10 protein-coding genes are annotated in these 15484 nt (G+C 47.4%); 7 read left to right on the top strand and 3 right to left on the bottom strand.

Annotated features, from left to right (window positions below; translation table 11 throughout):
- Window positions 1-33: 33 nt before the first annotated feature.
- A complete protein-coding gene (locus tag ACX9NY_RS10385) occupies window positions 34-642 on the top strand; it encodes a DUF1349 domain-containing protein (RefSeq protein WP_342572803.1) in 609 nt (202 codons plus the stop codon).
- Window positions 643-861: 219 nt separating this feature from the next.
- Here ACX9NY_RS10385 and ACX9NY_RS10380 read toward each other — a convergent pair whose 3' ends face one another.
- Window positions 862-1335 (bottom strand): SET domain-containing protein, encoded by a 474-nt coding sequence (locus ACX9NY_RS10380; RefSeq protein WP_339242197.1) that lies wholly within the window; start codon window positions 1333-1335, stop codon window positions 862-864.
- Window positions 1336-1532: 197 nt separating this feature from the next.
- On the opposite strand from ACX9NY_RS10380, the gene ACX9NY_RS10375 reads away from it, so the two are divergent.
- Window positions 1533-3089 carry an ABC-F family ATP-binding cassette domain-containing protein gene (locus ACX9NY_RS10375; protein WP_253434780.1) on the top strand — a complete coding sequence of 519 codons (1557 nt, stop codon included), beginning with the start codon at window positions 1533-1535 and terminating at the stop codon, window positions 3087-3089.
- A gap of 449 nt (window positions 3090-3538) precedes the next feature.
- Complete coding sequence (locus ACX9NY_RS10370) at window positions 3539-8764, top strand: fibronectin type III domain-containing protein (protein WP_472478516.1); 5226 nt, start codon at window positions 3539-3541, stop codon at window positions 8762-8764.
- Window positions 8765-8933: 169 nt separating this feature from the next.
- On the opposite strand, the gene ACX9NY_RS10365 is transcribed toward ACX9NY_RS10370, so the two are convergent.
- Complete coding sequence (locus tag ACX9NY_RS10365) at window positions 8934-9494, bottom strand: NAD(P)H oxidoreductase (RefSeq protein WP_472478514.1); 561 nt, start codon at window positions 9492-9494, stop codon at window positions 8934-8936.
- A gap of 175 nt (window positions 9495-9669) precedes the next feature.
- Between ACX9NY_RS10365 and ACX9NY_RS10360 the strand changes: the two genes are divergently transcribed.
- The 4 genes from ACX9NY_RS10360 to ACX9NY_RS10345 all read left to right on the top strand — a co-directional run bounded on the left by ACX9NY_RS10360 (window position 9670) and on the right by ACX9NY_RS10345 (window position 14890).
- Window positions 9670-10059 carry a winged helix-turn-helix transcriptional regulator gene (locus tag ACX9NY_RS10360; RefSeq protein WP_339242202.1) on the top strand — a complete coding sequence of 130 codons (390 nt, stop codon included), beginning with the start codon at window positions 9670-9672 and terminating at the stop codon, window positions 10057-10059.
- A gap of 218 nt (window positions 10060-10277) precedes the next feature.
- A complete protein-coding gene (locus tag ACX9NY_RS10355; protein WP_339260824.1) occupies window positions 10278-12113 on the top strand; it encodes an assimilatory sulfite reductase (NADPH) flavoprotein subunit in 1836 nt (611 codons plus the stop codon).
- Between the two features lie 56 nt (window positions 12114-12169).
- The gene (gene cysI, locus ACX9NY_RS10350) at window positions 12170-13891 is read left to right on the top strand and encodes an assimilatory sulfite reductase (NADPH) hemoprotein subunit (RefSeq protein WP_339260826.1); all 1722 of its coding nucleotides are present in this window, start codon (window positions 12170-12172) and stop codon (window positions 13889-13891) included.
- A gap of 279 nt (window positions 13892-14170) precedes the next feature.
- Window positions 14171-14890, top strand: coding sequence for a YebC/PmpR family DNA-binding transcriptional regulator (locus ACX9NY_RS10345; protein WP_249911804.1), 720 nt, complete (start codon window positions 14171-14173; stop codon window positions 14888-14890).
- Between the two features lie 84 nt (window positions 14891-14974).
- On the opposite strand, the gene ACX9NY_RS10340 is transcribed toward ACX9NY_RS10345, so the two are convergent.
- Window positions 14975-15481, bottom strand: coding sequence for a DMT family transporter (locus tag ACX9NY_RS10340; RefSeq protein ID WP_472478511.1), 507 nt, complete (start codon window positions 15479-15481; stop codon window positions 14975-14977).
- Window positions 15482-15484 lie beyond the last annotated feature (3 nt).

Genomic DNA, 15484 nt, shown 5'->3' with positions numbered 1-15484 from the left:
AAAGCCCCTTGGGACGGAAGGATGAAAATAACGATGTCATCGGATTTTGTAGGACTTCTTGAAGGCAAGTGGACGAAGGAACCCGTTGCCGCAAGGATGGATGGGGATCGTTTCGTTGTGGAAGCTCGGGAAGGCAGTGACTTCTGGGAGGAAACATTCTATGGGTTCTGTCATCGGGATGGACACGCCATACTTGCTCCATGGGACGGAACGGAAGCGATTGAGGTATCTTTTGATCTAAGTTCATTCACCGAATTATATGATCAGGCGGGGTTGATGTTATGGCACGGAGAAGATCAATGGATCAAGGCCGGAGTTGAGGTTAATGACGGTGTTGCTCATGTTGGAGCTGTCGTGACGGATACATATTCGGATTGGTCCCTATCTCCTGTACCTGAGTGGGGTGGACGAATTGTGACGATCAGAGCCTCGTACAGTAATGAGGCTGTTGTCATTCGGGCTCGTACAGATGAGCATCCTTGGCGTACGATTCGCGTTGCACGGTTCGCCTATCCGACGAATAAACACGCAGGCCCATTTCTGTGTTCACCGAAGCGTGCAGGGTTCGAGGTAGCCTTTACCAAATGGAGATCCACGCCACCCGATGCTGATCTGCACACAGATCCTCCAATAACGGATTAAAACAAGTTAAGATGCACGCTAAACAATGATATTTGAGCAAGTATATCTCGCTTACCAAGAAATACAACACAAATAAGCAAGTCTTCCGTTCACGGAGAGCTTGCTTATTTTCGTGCTTAAACTTTGCACCCTGAAGAGTATTCCAGGTGTTCATTTTACAATTCACCGGGGGCGCAAGTTTTTTCGCATTTACAACGACAGAACTTTTGAGTTTAACGTTTATTTACTCGTATCCGTATCCTGGGATTGGGGGTTGGTCTCTTTTTCACCCTCATCATCATTGGACTTATTGAACTCCAGCATACGCTCCTCGTAATCGTCCAGGAACCATAACGGGTCCATACTGTCTTCCTCACCGTTGTAATTGATGACGATTTCTTCGCCAGCCTTGATGTCTGTATACGCGTAGAAGTCAAAGGTGTGGTTATCAAAATTGATATCATAGGTAGCGTTAGGTTCATAAGAGTGGTTGATCAGACTGCCGTAGCCGAGCAGAATGGCGGTATGATTCGCCCCATATTCGAATACGTAATCTTCCAAAATCGTTTTTTCGACATGCTCATGATCTTCATTCGGGTAAGGCACGACGGGTGCCTGATGGATCAGCGTTCCTTTCGCAATATCAACGGTAGCAAAGACCCCGCGGTTAAACTCACCACCATCACCCAACTTGGATTGTTTCACTTCAATCATATTTTTCACCTGATGCTCTTTGAAGAGCTCCGTTCTATATAGTAATAATTCGTTAAGGCAAAATTTTAACCCATACTTTCATATAAGGCAAATTTCAGACAAAAAGGTGCAATATTTTTGAATAGGGCGTTGAGTTGTGCAGGATATAACGCTTATAATATACAAAGAATTAAGTCTATATAGAAAAGGTGTCATGAATGAGCATATTAAATGTAGAAAAATTAAGTCACGGTTTTGGTGACCGTGCTATCTTTAACGACGTTTCATTCCGCCTGTTGAAGGGCGAACATATTGGTCTGATCGGGGCTAATGGTGAAGGTAAATCCACCTTCATGAACATTATTACAGGAAAACTTCAGCCGGATGAAGGCAAAGTGGAGTGGTCCAAACGGATGCGTGTTGGTTATTTGGACCAGCATGCTGTATTGAACAAAGGCCAATCCATCCGTGACGTGCTTCGCGGCGCGTTCCAGTATTTGTTCGACATGGAACAGGAAATGAATGATATGTATGGCAAAATGGGCGATGTAACTCCCGAGGAGCTTGAACAACTTCTTGAAGACGTGGGCACGATCCAGGATACACTGACTAACCAGGATTTCTACATGATCGATGCCAAGGTGGATGAAACCGCACGTGGTCTGGGTCTGACGGATATCGGTCTGGATAAAGACGTCAATGACCTTAGTGGTGGACAGCGTACCAAAGTACTGCTTGCCAAGCTGCTGCTGGAAAAACCGGATATTCTGCTCCTTGATGAGCCTACGAACTATCTGGATGAATTGCATATCGAATGGCTGAAACGCTATTTGCAGGAATATGAGAATGCTTTTATTCTGATCTCACACGATATTCCGTTCCTGAACAGTGTTATCAACTTGATCTACCACATGGAGAATCAGGATCTGACCCGTTATGTGGGCGATTATGATCACTTCCAGGAAGTGCATGAGATGAGAAAACAGCAGCTGGAGTCGGCTTACAAGCGCCAACAACAAGAAATTGCTGACCTCAAGGACTTTGTAGCCCGGAACAAAGCAAGTGTGGCAACCCGTAACATGGCAATGTCCAGACAGAAGAAACTCGACAAGATGGAAGTTATCGAGATTGCCAAGGAAAAACCGAAACCACAGTTCAACTTCCGTGATGCAAGAACGTCTGGCAAGCTCATTTTCGAAACCAAAGGTCTTGTGATTGGTTATAACGAACCGTTGTCCAGACCACTGGATCTGCGTATGGAACGGGGACAGAAGATCGCCCTCGTTGGTGCAAACGGAATCGGTAAAACAACCTTGATGCGCAGTATTCTGGGTGAAATTCAGGCGCTGGAAGGAACCGTTCAACGCGGTGAACATCTGGAGATTGGTTACTTCCAACAAGAGATGAAGGATGCCAACTACAATACGTGTATTGAAGAGATCTGGCAGGAGTTCCCTTCATATACCCAATTCGAAGTGCGTGCTGCACTTGCAAAATGTGGTTTGACAACAAAACACATTGAGAGCAAGGTAGCTGTACTCAGTGGTGGCGAGAAAGCCAAAGTGCGTCTCTGTAAGTTGATCAATAACGAAACCAACCTGCTTGTACTCGATGAGCCGACGAACCATCTGGACGTTGATGCCAAGGAAGAGTTGAAACGTGCGCTCAAGGCTTACAAAGGCAGTATTCTTCTGATTTCCCACGAACCGGAATTCTACCGTGATGTAGTTACAGAGACGTGGAACTGTGAGTCATGGACAACCAAAGTATTCTAAATAAAGGTTGTTCAAAAGTCACGCACTGATAATACGAGAGAGCTTGCGAACAAGCTCGAACGGTGAGAAAAGGCGCGAATTTTGCTTGCAAAACAGGCAGAACTCGCGCCCTTTTTGCTTGGTTTTAACGAAAAATGTTGGTGCCCAATTCACAGTTGACAGCTTGAATAAGGCAATAATATAATTCAAGAAAGCGATTACATTTATATGTTAGTAACCTGTTTCACTGCATAGGGGCGAAGAAGACACGGTATTCCGTATGGGTACCATTTTGCACTTAGAAGGGAAGACGGGTCTTTTTTTACTCTTCAATGAAACCGGTTTCATTAAAATAAGGAGGTGGACCCTGCTTTTGTACTGACCGCCGGTTCCAGAGGATAGGCTGAGCAACAACATCGCGTCTTTAAGAACCATGCTTTCATCTTTCACGCCAAAGGAGAGAATGAACATTGGATAAACTCAGGAAACCCATGATATTCATGTTATCTGCAACACTTGCGCTGTCTTCCGGACCGTTGATGCTACCAAGTAAAGCGTATGCCGATCTGGGGAGTATACCCGCCACGTTGCTGCAGGACGATTTTTCGGATGGGGATTACACGGAATCACCTGCTTGGAACGTAAGTTCAGGCAACTGGGAAGTGATCACGGACCCGACAGATGCGTCGAACTTCACACTTTTCCAGAGCGATACCAATGAAGGCATCATCTCTACTGGAGAATCCATGTCGGACATGACCGTGTCCATGCGCTTTTACACGGGGAACGGTCAAGGATATCCGGGAATATTGCCGCGGTTTCAGGATAAGAGCAACTTTTACTATTTTCAAATGCAGGTTCCCAATAATAAGCTCGTTTTCTCAAAAAGGGTGAATGGATCAGATACCACTTTGAAAACGGTGGACTATGCATTTGCCAAGAATACATGGTATACCCTCAAAGTTGTGTTATCAGGTACAACCATTCGAGGGTATATCGCCGAAAACGGCTCCGATCGGTTGATATTCGATCTGGTCGATCCTACATACGGTTCAGGTACCGTGGGCATTCGGAATAAGTGGCAATCGGTACATGCAGATGACGTGATCATTGCCGATCGACCGCCGGAGAACGATATTCAGCTCTCTATTGCCGAGCAGACGGCGTCTTCGGTTTCCCTGCAATGGTCTGAACTCGTGGGTGCATCAGGCTATCGCCTGTATCGTTCCAACACGCCTGAAGGGGGCTATTCCCTGGTAACCAACACCGGAACTTTGGGACACACAGATGAAGGATTAAGCGGGGATACGGTCTACTATTACAAACTCGCCTATGAATACGGAGGTCTGACTGAGTCCTTGTGGTCCTCGCCGTTGGAAGTACGAACTTCAGCGACCGCCCCTCAGGCTCCGAGCGAATTGAAGGCTGAAGCACTCAACGCAACGAGCGTGAGGTTATCATGGTCGGCCGTGGACAAGTCAACGGGTTACCGCGTGGTTCGGGCCGAAGCTGGCAGTGAGCAATACGAGCAGATCTATGAAGGGAAGGGGCTCACTTATACAGATCAGGAACTCGAGCCTGGCACCAGCTACAACTATCGTGTAACAGCCTTCAATGCAGCTGGGGAGTCAGCATTCACTGTTGCAGAAGCCATGACGTACTCCATTGACTCTCCTACAGATTTTGCTGCAACAGCTGTTACGGATACATCCATCTCTCTGGGGTGGAATGCTCTTACTGGATCTGATGTAACGTATACGCTCTCCAGGTCTACCAGTGCTGCGGGTACGTATCAGCAGGTCTATAGTGGGAATGAAAGTACGTTTAACGATAGTGGTCTGACGATGGGCACAGGATATTTTTACATCATCCAGGCGACCGTGGACGGCGTAACTTCTCCAGCATCCGCACCGTTGGGTGTTGCCACAGTTCGCACAAGCATTACACCAGGGCAATTGTGGCCAGGTCTGGACGGTCAACCGATTGATGCGCATGGGGCTGGCTTTTTCTACGATGAACAGACGGAGACCTATTACTGGTATGGTGAATATCATAAGGGCGGCTGGCCAGCTGTTGGGGTGCGTGTGTATTCCTCCAAGGATCTGATGAACTGGACAGATGAGGGCATGGCTCTATCGACACTTCAATCCATGGATGATTTTGACCATGACCCGTTAATTTCCAAATTGTATGCGGGACGTGAGGACCGCGTGGATATCTGGGCAGATATTCGCAAAGGACGGATCATTGAACGACCGAAGGTCATCTACAACGACAAAACAAAGAAATACGTGATGTGGGCTCACATGGACGGTGACAAGGACCCGTATAACGATAATGCGAACTACGGTAAGGCGCGGGCCGGTTATGCGATCAGTGACTCTCCAACAGGGCCTTTTGTGTATCAGAAGAGTTACCGGATGGACAGAGCTCCGGAAGGGGAGAAAGATTACTTCCCAAGCGATAAGGGCATGGCACGTGACATGACGTTGTTCAAGGATGATGATGGTACCGGTTATCTGATCTACTCGAGCGAAGAAAACCTGACACTCTATATCTCCAAACTGAATGAAGACTACAGTGACGTAACTGGGTGGCATAAGGAAGGACGAACGGATGACAAAGGTAATCCGGTTCGTGACTCGACCTATCAGGCTGAATATGGCGTAGATTACGTGCGTGTATTCCCTGGAGGGCAACGCGAAGCACCAGCGATGTTTAAGTATCAGGGGAAATATTATATTTTGACTTCCGGAGCTTCCGGATGGGCCCCTAACGAAAACAAAGTGACGGTGGCGGATAACATTTTTGGCCCGTGGTCAACGCAGACCAATCCGTTCGTGCGCACGTTGCCGAGTGATCCTGATCCAGGTAAGGCTTTCGGCACACAGACCACATCCGTCATTCCGGTAGATCCGGAAAAAGGCAAATTCATTTACGTTGGGGATACGTGGAACGGTGGCAATTTCTCGAATGATGCTGCAAAATACGTGTTCTTGCCCATTGAGTTTGGAATAGGCTCCGACATTGCGATCAAGTGGTATAACAGTTGGACACCGGATCTGCTGAATTCGATGGGCAAGGTGGATATCGCTGATCCGTTGCCGGAAGCTGTGGCGCTTGGCAAAGTACCATCTCTTCCAACGACATTGAACGTTCGCGACGGTGGTGAACTGGTGTCAACGCCAGCAGTGTGGACGATTGATAACCGGGCCATGACGGCAGAAGATTTTGCTAAGCCAGGACCACTCACATTACAGGTAACGACACCAGAATATAACAACAAAAAGCAGGCGGTTCGTGTAAACGTCATTCCAGAGAATGCCCTATATTTTGTGAACAGCGGAGGGTACGAAACGACTGATTACAATCTTATGGGTGCGTATATGAAAGGAACACTGGCCAACCCGGGAACGGCAGACCAGATGTACGCTCCGGCAGAGGGTCGCAATTGGGGATACACCAGCGCAGACGCACTGTCATCCGGCTCGAATGGCGGAGATATTTTCTCGACCGTACGTTATCTAAACGGGGGCAATGTCAGCAATTCTCCAAAAGGCACAGACTTAACCTACAGATTTGATGTACCGAATGGAACATATGATGTGTACGCGGGATTCAACGATCCGTGGACGAATGCATCGCGCAGAGCCAATTTCATCATCAATGGCACGAATACCGGGGCTGTTGCGTTTACGCCTGCCAGTGTTAGAGCACACAAAGGCATCATTGTGTCGGACAACAAACTGGAGTTAACCGTGCGCAATACGGCATCACAGGACCCGATGATTAGTTGGATAATGATCGTTCAGCCAGATGCTATGCCACCTGTTAATGACAGTGCTGGTCTCAATGCGGATGCGGTGAATTCAACGAGTGCAACGCTTCATTGGGATGCTCATCTTGGAGCAGCAAGCTACAAGCTCTACCGCTCAGATCGTGAGCAAGGTGAGTACAAGGTGGTCTATAGCGGCAATGGACGGGAGTACACGGACAGTGAACTGAACCCTGGCACGGAATATTATTACAAAGTGGAAGCTTTGGATGCGACAGGGCAATCGGTGAGAGGTGTATCTTCCGCATACCAGGTGCATACGGCTCAGCAGACTGCTGCCGATGTAGCTACAGGCATTACAGCACTGGAACAACCTTCAGTAGGTGCGAAAAAAATGAAGTTGCCATCCGTGCCGCAAGGTTTCACAGTGAAGATCGCTTCAAGTTCGTTACCGTCCGTCATTCAGACGGATGGAACGATTGTCCCACCTTCTAAGGAAACAACAGTAATACTGGAGTTGGAAATCACTCGAATTTCTGACGACACAAGAGCCCTGACTGTACCTTTGACGGTGAAGGTGCCTGCATCTGTTTCTTCCCCAGGAGGATCGGACCCTGGTTCGGGTAGCAACCCGGGCGGCAATTCCGGTGGAAATTCAGGAAGTAGTTCAGGTTCAAGCAACAATGGCGGACAATCAGAAGGTGTTAGCCCAGGTGCAGGAAATGCTGCACCACAACCTAAACCGGAGAAAGACCGTTCTGTTCTGGAGTTGCAGGCACAGCCTGACCAGAAAGGTGTAGTGCAGTCCAACGTGGATGCTTCAACGATCAAAGATGCTTTCGAAGTTGCCCCTGTAACAGATGTGGGTAAGCGCTTGGTCGAACTTCGGTTGAAGCCGGTTTCGGGAGCAACAGCATATGAAGTATCTCTGCCTGCCTCTGCGTTGATAGATCAGGGTGAGTCCCACGTGTTCAACATGGTTACAGAGCTGGGCATGTTGGAACTTCCCGCGTCACTGTTAACGAAGGACATCGTTGGTGATGGAATGGCATCCATCCGATTGGTCAGAACAGAGTTACCAAAAACAGTGGCAGATCAGCTTGGCACGCAATATGGAGTCCAGCTTGAGCTTCAACTGGATGGTCAACCATGGCCATTGCAAAGCGGATTCAAACTTCATCTGCCTTTCCCATCTTCTCAAAATGTTCAGCAGGATCGGATTGTTGCATTTGTCATTGGCGAGAACGGTGTGGCAAGTCCATTGCCGCAAAGTTACTACGATCCAAACAGCGGGCAGCTTGTATTTTCCGTAACGTCACTCACAGGAAATTATGCTGTTGTGTCTGTGGAGCAGGCATTCGCAGATCTTGCAGAAGTGCAGTGGTCCAAGAAAGCGATGGAGGCATTGGCAGTCCGAGGTGTGATTGATGCCGAAGCAAGTGGGGATTCCACCCGGTTGCATCCAAAACAGGAGATGACTCGCGGTCAATACATGCAATGGTTGATGACTGCGCTCGGCTTGAATGCTTCTTCCGGGAATGCGTTTACGGATGTAAACGAAAAGGCTCCATACTACGAAGCAGTTACAGCTGCGCGTTCACTAGGTATCACCAGTGGTACTGGTGACGGGCGCTTCCTGCCAGAGTCCACGATCACTCGTCAGGAGATGATGACGTTGACAGTTAGAGCACTTGCAGCCGCTGGTCTGGTTGACGCCGAGACAGCTGCAACGGATAAACTGACTCGTTTCCGCGATGCTTCCGAGATTCGCTCTTATGCCCAGGATAGTGTGGCCTTACTTGTGGATCTGGGCATCGCTCATGGGTACAACGGTGAGGTGAAACCACTTGATGAAGCGACACGAGCTGAATCGGCTGCGCTGCTATATGCGATGATGAGCAAATTGGTATGGAATAAGTAAGGTTACACCAGAATCGTAGTGTATGAAAAAGAAGGCTTACTTTGACCTGGGACCAGGTTGGAGTAAGCCTTCTTGATTATGCGCCTGCCATGGGGAGAGTTGGTTACTCAACGAACGAGTTACTTCCTATCCTTTTGCAGTTGTTAGTTGTACTATCAGTGAAGAACTATTAATTGTAGTGTTTACCAATTTGATAGGCTTGTTCCAGCAAACCTTCGATATGTTCTTTGGATTCTGAAATCGTTTCATAGAGAAATTCGACTCGGGATTCCTGCATTCTTGCATAACCCGCGATCCCGTTATTCAGATAATTGGAAATCATGTTGTAATAGTCGTATTTATGGAATGAAGCCTCCGTTCCCCCGGCTAGTGCAATCCACAGTGCTTTTTTGGAGTTTGCCTTGTTGAACAGCCCCATATTCCATACCTTGTCCAGATAAGCTTTGAGCATGGAGGGAACGTTATACCACCAGATCGGGAAAACAAATACAATGGCATCAGCCGCAAGCACACGATCCAGCTCTTTGCGAATTACAGGGGCATGCTGTTTATCGGGATTTTGCCAGTCTCGCTCATCTTCTACACCATATAATGGATCGAATCCGTCATGATAGAGATCGAGGATATCAATTTCATGGGAATTCTCCTGCATACCTTCTATAAAACGATTCATTACGGCAAATGTTAGGGAATCCTGTCTTGGGTGAGTAACGACCAGTTTAACTTTCATGTAGGAGTAACCATCCTTTTTTCTTTTTTTTGGTTAAACATTCTGACCAATGTTATTATAAGTTTCATGACATCTTATTGAGAAGTACGCACCTTCGAGTGCTGTAGAAACCTTGAGGTTCTTCGGTTACTTTTAATAATGGATATACATATATGTGAATTATGGGGGAGTACAAGTGGAACAAGAAATGAAAAAATATGAGAGTGGTGTGCAGGCGATGCTGGAACTGGTCGGTGGAAAATGGAGGATTCTTATCCTGCATCAACTGATATCAGGTAAAAAACGAACCAGTGAACTTCGCAGGGCCATTCCTGGCATTACCCAGAAGGTCCTTACCCAGCAGCTTCGTGATTTGGAAAAGAATGAAATCATCCATCGAATTATTCATCCTGAGATTCCGCCCAAGGTAGAGTATGAGCTGACCGAATATGGCCTGACACTACAGGACATCATTGATCGCATATGTATGTGGGGAGAAAATCATTTGGACAGAGTATACGGAGATAAAAGCAGCGTGCTGGGAGATCATTTTAGGGACTATATTCCACTTTCAACTTCAACTTGAGCTGACCGTCCAATGAAAAATAAATCAAAACCTTCCTTGATCTCAAAAGGAGGGTATTTGTTGTTTTTTGTCCTTTATCAGTGAAACTGATAAATGCTATAAAATCATTGAAATTGACCCTCAACACCCGGTGTGTTAGGTTTTAAAGAGAAGAAATTAAATTAATATGATAATTTTAGTCGGAATTAAAATCGAAGCAATGCGCGAGGTGGCAAACAGTGGAACTTCAAGTGACAAATAGCCCTTTTAATCAAGAACAAGTTGAACTGCTTAATCGTCTTATTCCTACATTGACCGATGGACAACGGACTTGGTTGAGCGGATATATTGCAGCAATTCAGGCAAGCGCAACAATAGCGGTTCCAGCGAACCTGGTACAGGCTGCACCAACTACAGGTGTCGCACCTGAAAGTGCTACGCCAGTATCCCGCGAAGTTACCGTGCTCTTCGGTTCACAAACCGGGAATTCCAGCGGCCTATCGAAGAAGCTGGCCAAGAAACTTGAAGAGCAAGGTCTTCAGGTAACGTTGTCATCGATGGGAGATTTCAAACCGAACGGACTCAAGAAAATTGAAAATCTCCTCATCATCGTCAGTACGCATGGCGAGGGAGAACCGCCGGATAATGCGATTCCCCTGCATGAATTCCTGAACAGCAAACGGGCTCCGAAGCTCGAAGGGCTTCGCTACTCGGTGTTGGCTCTTGGAGATACCTCTTATGAGTTCTTTTGTCAGACAGGTAAGGACTTCGATACACGATTGCAGGAGTTGGGTGGTACAGCACTTGTACCGCGTGTAGACTGTGATGTTGATTTTGATGAACCGGCTGCGGAGTGGATGAATGAAGTGCTGGCTTCCTTAAGTAGCACATCTGCTGCTGCGAGCACGGTAACTACTGAGGCTGTTACAGCTGCGTTGAGCGGCGGGCAATCCGAATATGATCGCACGAATCCGTTCAAGGCTGAAGTATTGGAGAATCTCAATCTGAATGGCAGAGGATCGGACCGTGAAACACGCCATATTGAATTGTCCTTGGAAGGCTCCAGCCTAGATTACGAGCCTGGTGACAGCCTTGGGGTATTCCCTGAGAATCACCCGCGTCTTGTCGATGAATTGATTGCAGCCATGGGATGGAATGCAGATGAGCGCGTGACCGTGAATAAAAACGGGGATCAGGCATCTGTGTACGAAGCGTTGCTGCGTTATTTTGAGATTACAGCGGTAACGAAACCGGTCGTGGAACAACTTGCGAAACTGAATCCGGGGAGTGGCTTGACTGCGTTACTCGCAGATGATTCCGAATTCCGCACAGTCATGAATAGCTGTGATCTGCTGGATCTGGTTCATGATTATGATCTGAAAGGTATTCCTGCTGCAGAATTTGTAGCTGTACTTCGCAAAATTCCGGCACGTCTGTATTCGATAGCGAGTAGTTCGAAATCTTTCCCGGATGAAGTTCATCTTACCGTTCGTACGGTACGTTATGAAGCGCGTGGCAGAGAACGTTACGGTGTATGCTCGGTACATCTGGCTGAACGAATCGAAGCTGGCGACACCCTGCCTGTATATATACAGCATAACCCGAATTTCAAGCTTCCTGAGAACCCGGATACGCCGATCATTATGGTTGGCCCAGGTACAGGCGTAGCACCGTTCAGATCCTTCCTTGGTGAGCGTGAAGAAACAGGCGCAGAAGGCAAGACATGGCTGTTCTACGGAGATCAACATTTCTCCACCGACTTCTTGTACCAGACGGAATGGCAGCGTTGGCTCAAAGATGGTGTGCTCACGAAGATGGATGTAGCCTTCTCACGTGATACGGAACAGAAGGTGTATGTACAACATCGTATGTTGGAACACAGCAAAGAATTGTACCAGTGGCTTCAGGAAGGTGCGAGTGTATATATCTGTGGTGATGAGAAAAAAATGGCACATGATGTGCATGCTGCGCTCACCACGATTCTTGAACAAGAAGGTGGATTATCACCTGAGCAGGCATCGGAATATCTGACACGGTTGCAGCAGGAGAAACGTTATCAGCGGGACGTCTATTAATTATTACCGGCTTAGCCGGATTGCACCATCCCGCAGAGACGAGAGGAGAAAGCAGCATGGTTTATAATAACTTACTTAACCCACAGCGCACGAATAGCGATGTGGAAGATATAAAGATCAAAAGTGATTACTTGCGTGGAAGCCTGACCGAAACGTTGGCTGATCGCATCACGGGTGCAATTCCAGAGGACGACAATCGTCTGATGAAACACCACGGCAGTTATATGCAGGATGATCGTGACCTGCGTAATGAGCGTCACAAATCCAAGCTGGAGCCAGCATATCAATTTATGCTGCGTGTACGTGCTTCCGGTGGAATTGTAACCCCGGAGCAGTGGTTGATGATGGACAGAGTGGCACATAAATATGCGAATCAGACCATTCGTCTGACCACACGTCAGTCTTTCCAACTGCATGGTGTACTGAAGTGGGATCTTAAGAACACCATTCGTGAAGTGAACGATTCGTTGCTAAGCACACTGGCTGCGTGCGGTGACGTAAACCGTAACGTGATGTGTAACCCGAATCCGAATCAATCCGATGTGCATGCTGAAGTGTATGAGTGGGCATGTCAAGTAAGTAATCATTTGGACCCTCGCACGCGGGCTTATCATGAGCTGTGGCTGGACGGCGAGAAAGTGATTGATTCGCAGGACTCTGACGAAGAAGTTGAACCAATCTATGGCAAAGTGTATTTGCCTCGTAAGTTCAAGATCGGTATTGCTGTACCACCATCCAATGATGTGGATGTTTATTCACAGGATCTTGGCTTTATTGCTATTGTGGAGAACGGGAAGCTGCAAGGATTCAACGTTTCCGTTGGCGGCGGGATGGGCATGTCTCATGGTGATGCCAAAACCTATCCTCAGGTGTCCAAAGTCATTGGTTTCTGTACTCCGGAGCAAATGATTGATGTTGCAGAGAAAACAGTTATGATTCAGCGTGATTATGGAGATCGTGCAGTTCGTAAACATGCTCGTTTCAAATATACGCTGGATGATCGCGGTGTGGAATGGTTTGTCGAAGAGCTGACCAGCCGTCTGGGATGGAAACTGGATGCGGCACGTCCATATCATTTTGAGTCAAACGGAGATCGATATGGTTGGGTAAAAGGCAATAATGGTAGATGGCACTACACGCTGTTCATTCAGAATGGTCGTGTCAAGGATGTGGATGGATATCCTCTCATGACGGGTTTACGTGAGATTGCCAAAGTGCATACGGGTGATTTCCGTCTGACTGCCAATCAAAATCTGATCATCGGTAACATTAGCAGCCAGAAGAAGAAAAAGATTGAAGCGCTGATTCAGCAATACAATCTGACGGATGGGGCACATTACTCTGCGCTGCGCAGAAGTTCGATGGCTTGTGTTGCGCTTCCAACCTGCGGCCTTGCGATGGCTGAGTCAGAACGTTATTTGCCGTCTCTGATCGACAAACTGGAGCCAGTACTGGACGAAGCCGGGCTGAGAGACGAAGAGATTGTCATTCGCATGACGGGCTGCCCGAACGGATGTGCAAGACCGATGCTGGCGGAGATTTCATTTATCGGTAAAGCACCTGGGAAATACAACATGTATCTCGGTGGCAGCTTCACTGGACATCGCCTGAATAAACTTTACAAAGAAAACATTGGCGAAACCGAGATTCTGGACACGTTGGCACCAATGGTGAACCAATATGCCAGAGAGCGCAATGAAGGTGAACATTTCGGTGACTTTGTCATTCGTGCAGGCTATGTTCCTGAAGTCTTGGATGGTCGACAATTTCACGCTTAATGGACCGGGTAAGATGAACTGAAATTAGGACTGACTTAGGGCGGAAGCATTCCTTCATGGGGTGCTTCTTGTCTGTTATATATGGAGATAATAGAGGTAACGTTAGTTACTGCTGAGAGATTTATGAGAGAAAAAACTGTGGCCAAACTTCAAGCGGAGATGGATAATCACCGCAGTTATTCCCATTATTTCGTGTGTATTAACTTGTTGAAGTACGCTCAACAAGATATAATGGCATAGTAGAAAGCAGATTACATGTTGAAAGTGAGCGGAAACGATATGGGTCGTAAGTGGAATAATATCAAGGAAAAAAAAGCTTCAAAAGATGCAAATACGAGCCGGGTCTACGCTAAATTCGGCGTTGAGATCTATGTAGCTGCTAAGAAGGGCGAACCGGACCCGGAAGCGAACCGTGCACTGAAAGTCGTGCTGGAACGTGCCAAAACGTATAATGTACCCAAAGCCATTATTGATCGTGCGATGGAAAAAGCAAAAGGCAGCGGGGATGAGAACTATGAAGAGTTGCGTTATGAAGGCTTCGGACCGAATGGTGCGATGGTCATCGTGGATGCACTTACCAACAACGTAAATCGTACAGCGCCGGAAGTACGCTCTGCGTTTAACAAAAACGCCGGAAACATGGGTGTCAGCGGTTCTGTTGCTTACATGTTTGATCCTACAGCGGTTATCGGTATAGAAGGCAAAAACTCCGAGGAAGTACTTGAACTTCTGCTTGAAGCAGACGTAGATGTACGTGATATCGTGGACGAAGATGATGCTGTCATCGTATATGCAGAACCGGATCAATTCCACGCTGTACAAGAAGCGTTCAAAGCAGCCGGTATTACGGAGTTCACCGTAGCCGAGCTGACGATGCTTGCACAGAACCATATTGAACTTCCAGAGGATGCACAAGCTCAGTTCGAGAAACTGATCGATGCGCTCGAAGACCTTGAAGATGTTCAACAGGTGTACCACAACGTAGAGTTCGCAGAGTAAGCAAGCTGCACGATACGTGGTTTGATTGCATAAAAAGAGTGTCTGACCAATCTCCGGATTGGACGGACACTCTTTTTAGTTATTTTAAGAGTTGGATTGCAGGGAGCCGGGCGACTTGTCAGATGTATCTGACGGATCTGATTTTTCCGAGTTCCCCCCACCGAATTTAAATAACACAATTCCGCCGACAATGACAAGCACACCGAGCAGTTGATTCCATGAGAAAGGAATTTGCTCCAGACCGAGCCACCCCATGGAGTCAAACAAAAGGGCGAAGCTAAGTTGGGACGTCAGCACGATCGAGATGGCATACGTGGGGCCAAGCAGCTTCATACCTTGTACGAGACAGAAGACGACACCAACGCCGATGGCTCCACTGAGCCAATACCACGGTTGCATATGCTGAAAGCTGAATGTATTCTTGCCCTCCACGAGCAGAGAGATGAGGAACGAGGCAATGAATCCGGTGAAAAGCACCAACGTTGTTGTGGACCATGAACCGGTGCGTTCATTGACTTTGCTATTAAATATGGTTTGCAGACTGACAAGTGCTCCTGCCAAGAGCGCAAGCGAAATCCCTGTAATTAACATGGT

The sequence above is a fragment of the Paenibacillus sp. CB74 genome (assembly GCF_055687625.1).
The sequence above is the reverse complement of the archived record's forward strand: the minus strand, read 5'-3'. Positions and strand labels throughout refer to the sequence as shown.

Bases quoted from the DNA above. Each gene is read 5' to 3' on its own strand.
- ACX9NY_RS10385 (WP_342572803.1), top strand. From the start codon at position 34: ATGTCATCGGATTTTGTAGGACTTCTTGAAGGCAAGTGGACGAAGGAA.
- ACX9NY_RS10380 (WP_339242197.1), bottom strand. From the start codon at position 1,335: ATGATTGAAGTGAAACAATCCAAGTTGGGTGATGGTGGTGAGTTTAAC.
- ACX9NY_RS10375 (WP_253434780.1), top strand. From the start codon at position 1,533: ATGAGCATATTAAATGTAGAAAAATTAAGTCACGGTTTTGGTGACCGT.
- ACX9NY_RS10365 (WP_472478514.1), bottom strand. From the start codon at position 9,494: ATGAAAGTTAAACTGGTCGTTACTCACCCAAGACAGGATTCCCTAACA.
- cysI (WP_339260826.1), top strand. From the start codon at position 12,170: ATGGTTTATAATAACTTACTTAACCCACAGCGCACGAATAGCGATGTG.
- ACX9NY_RS10345 (WP_249911804.1), top strand. From the start codon at position 14,171: ATGGGTCGTAAGTGGAATAATATCAAGGAAAAAAAAGCTTCAAAAGAT.
- ACX9NY_RS10340 (WP_472478511.1), bottom strand. From the start codon at position 15,481: ATGTTAATTACAGGGATTTCGCTTGCGCTCTTGGCAGGAGCACTTGTC.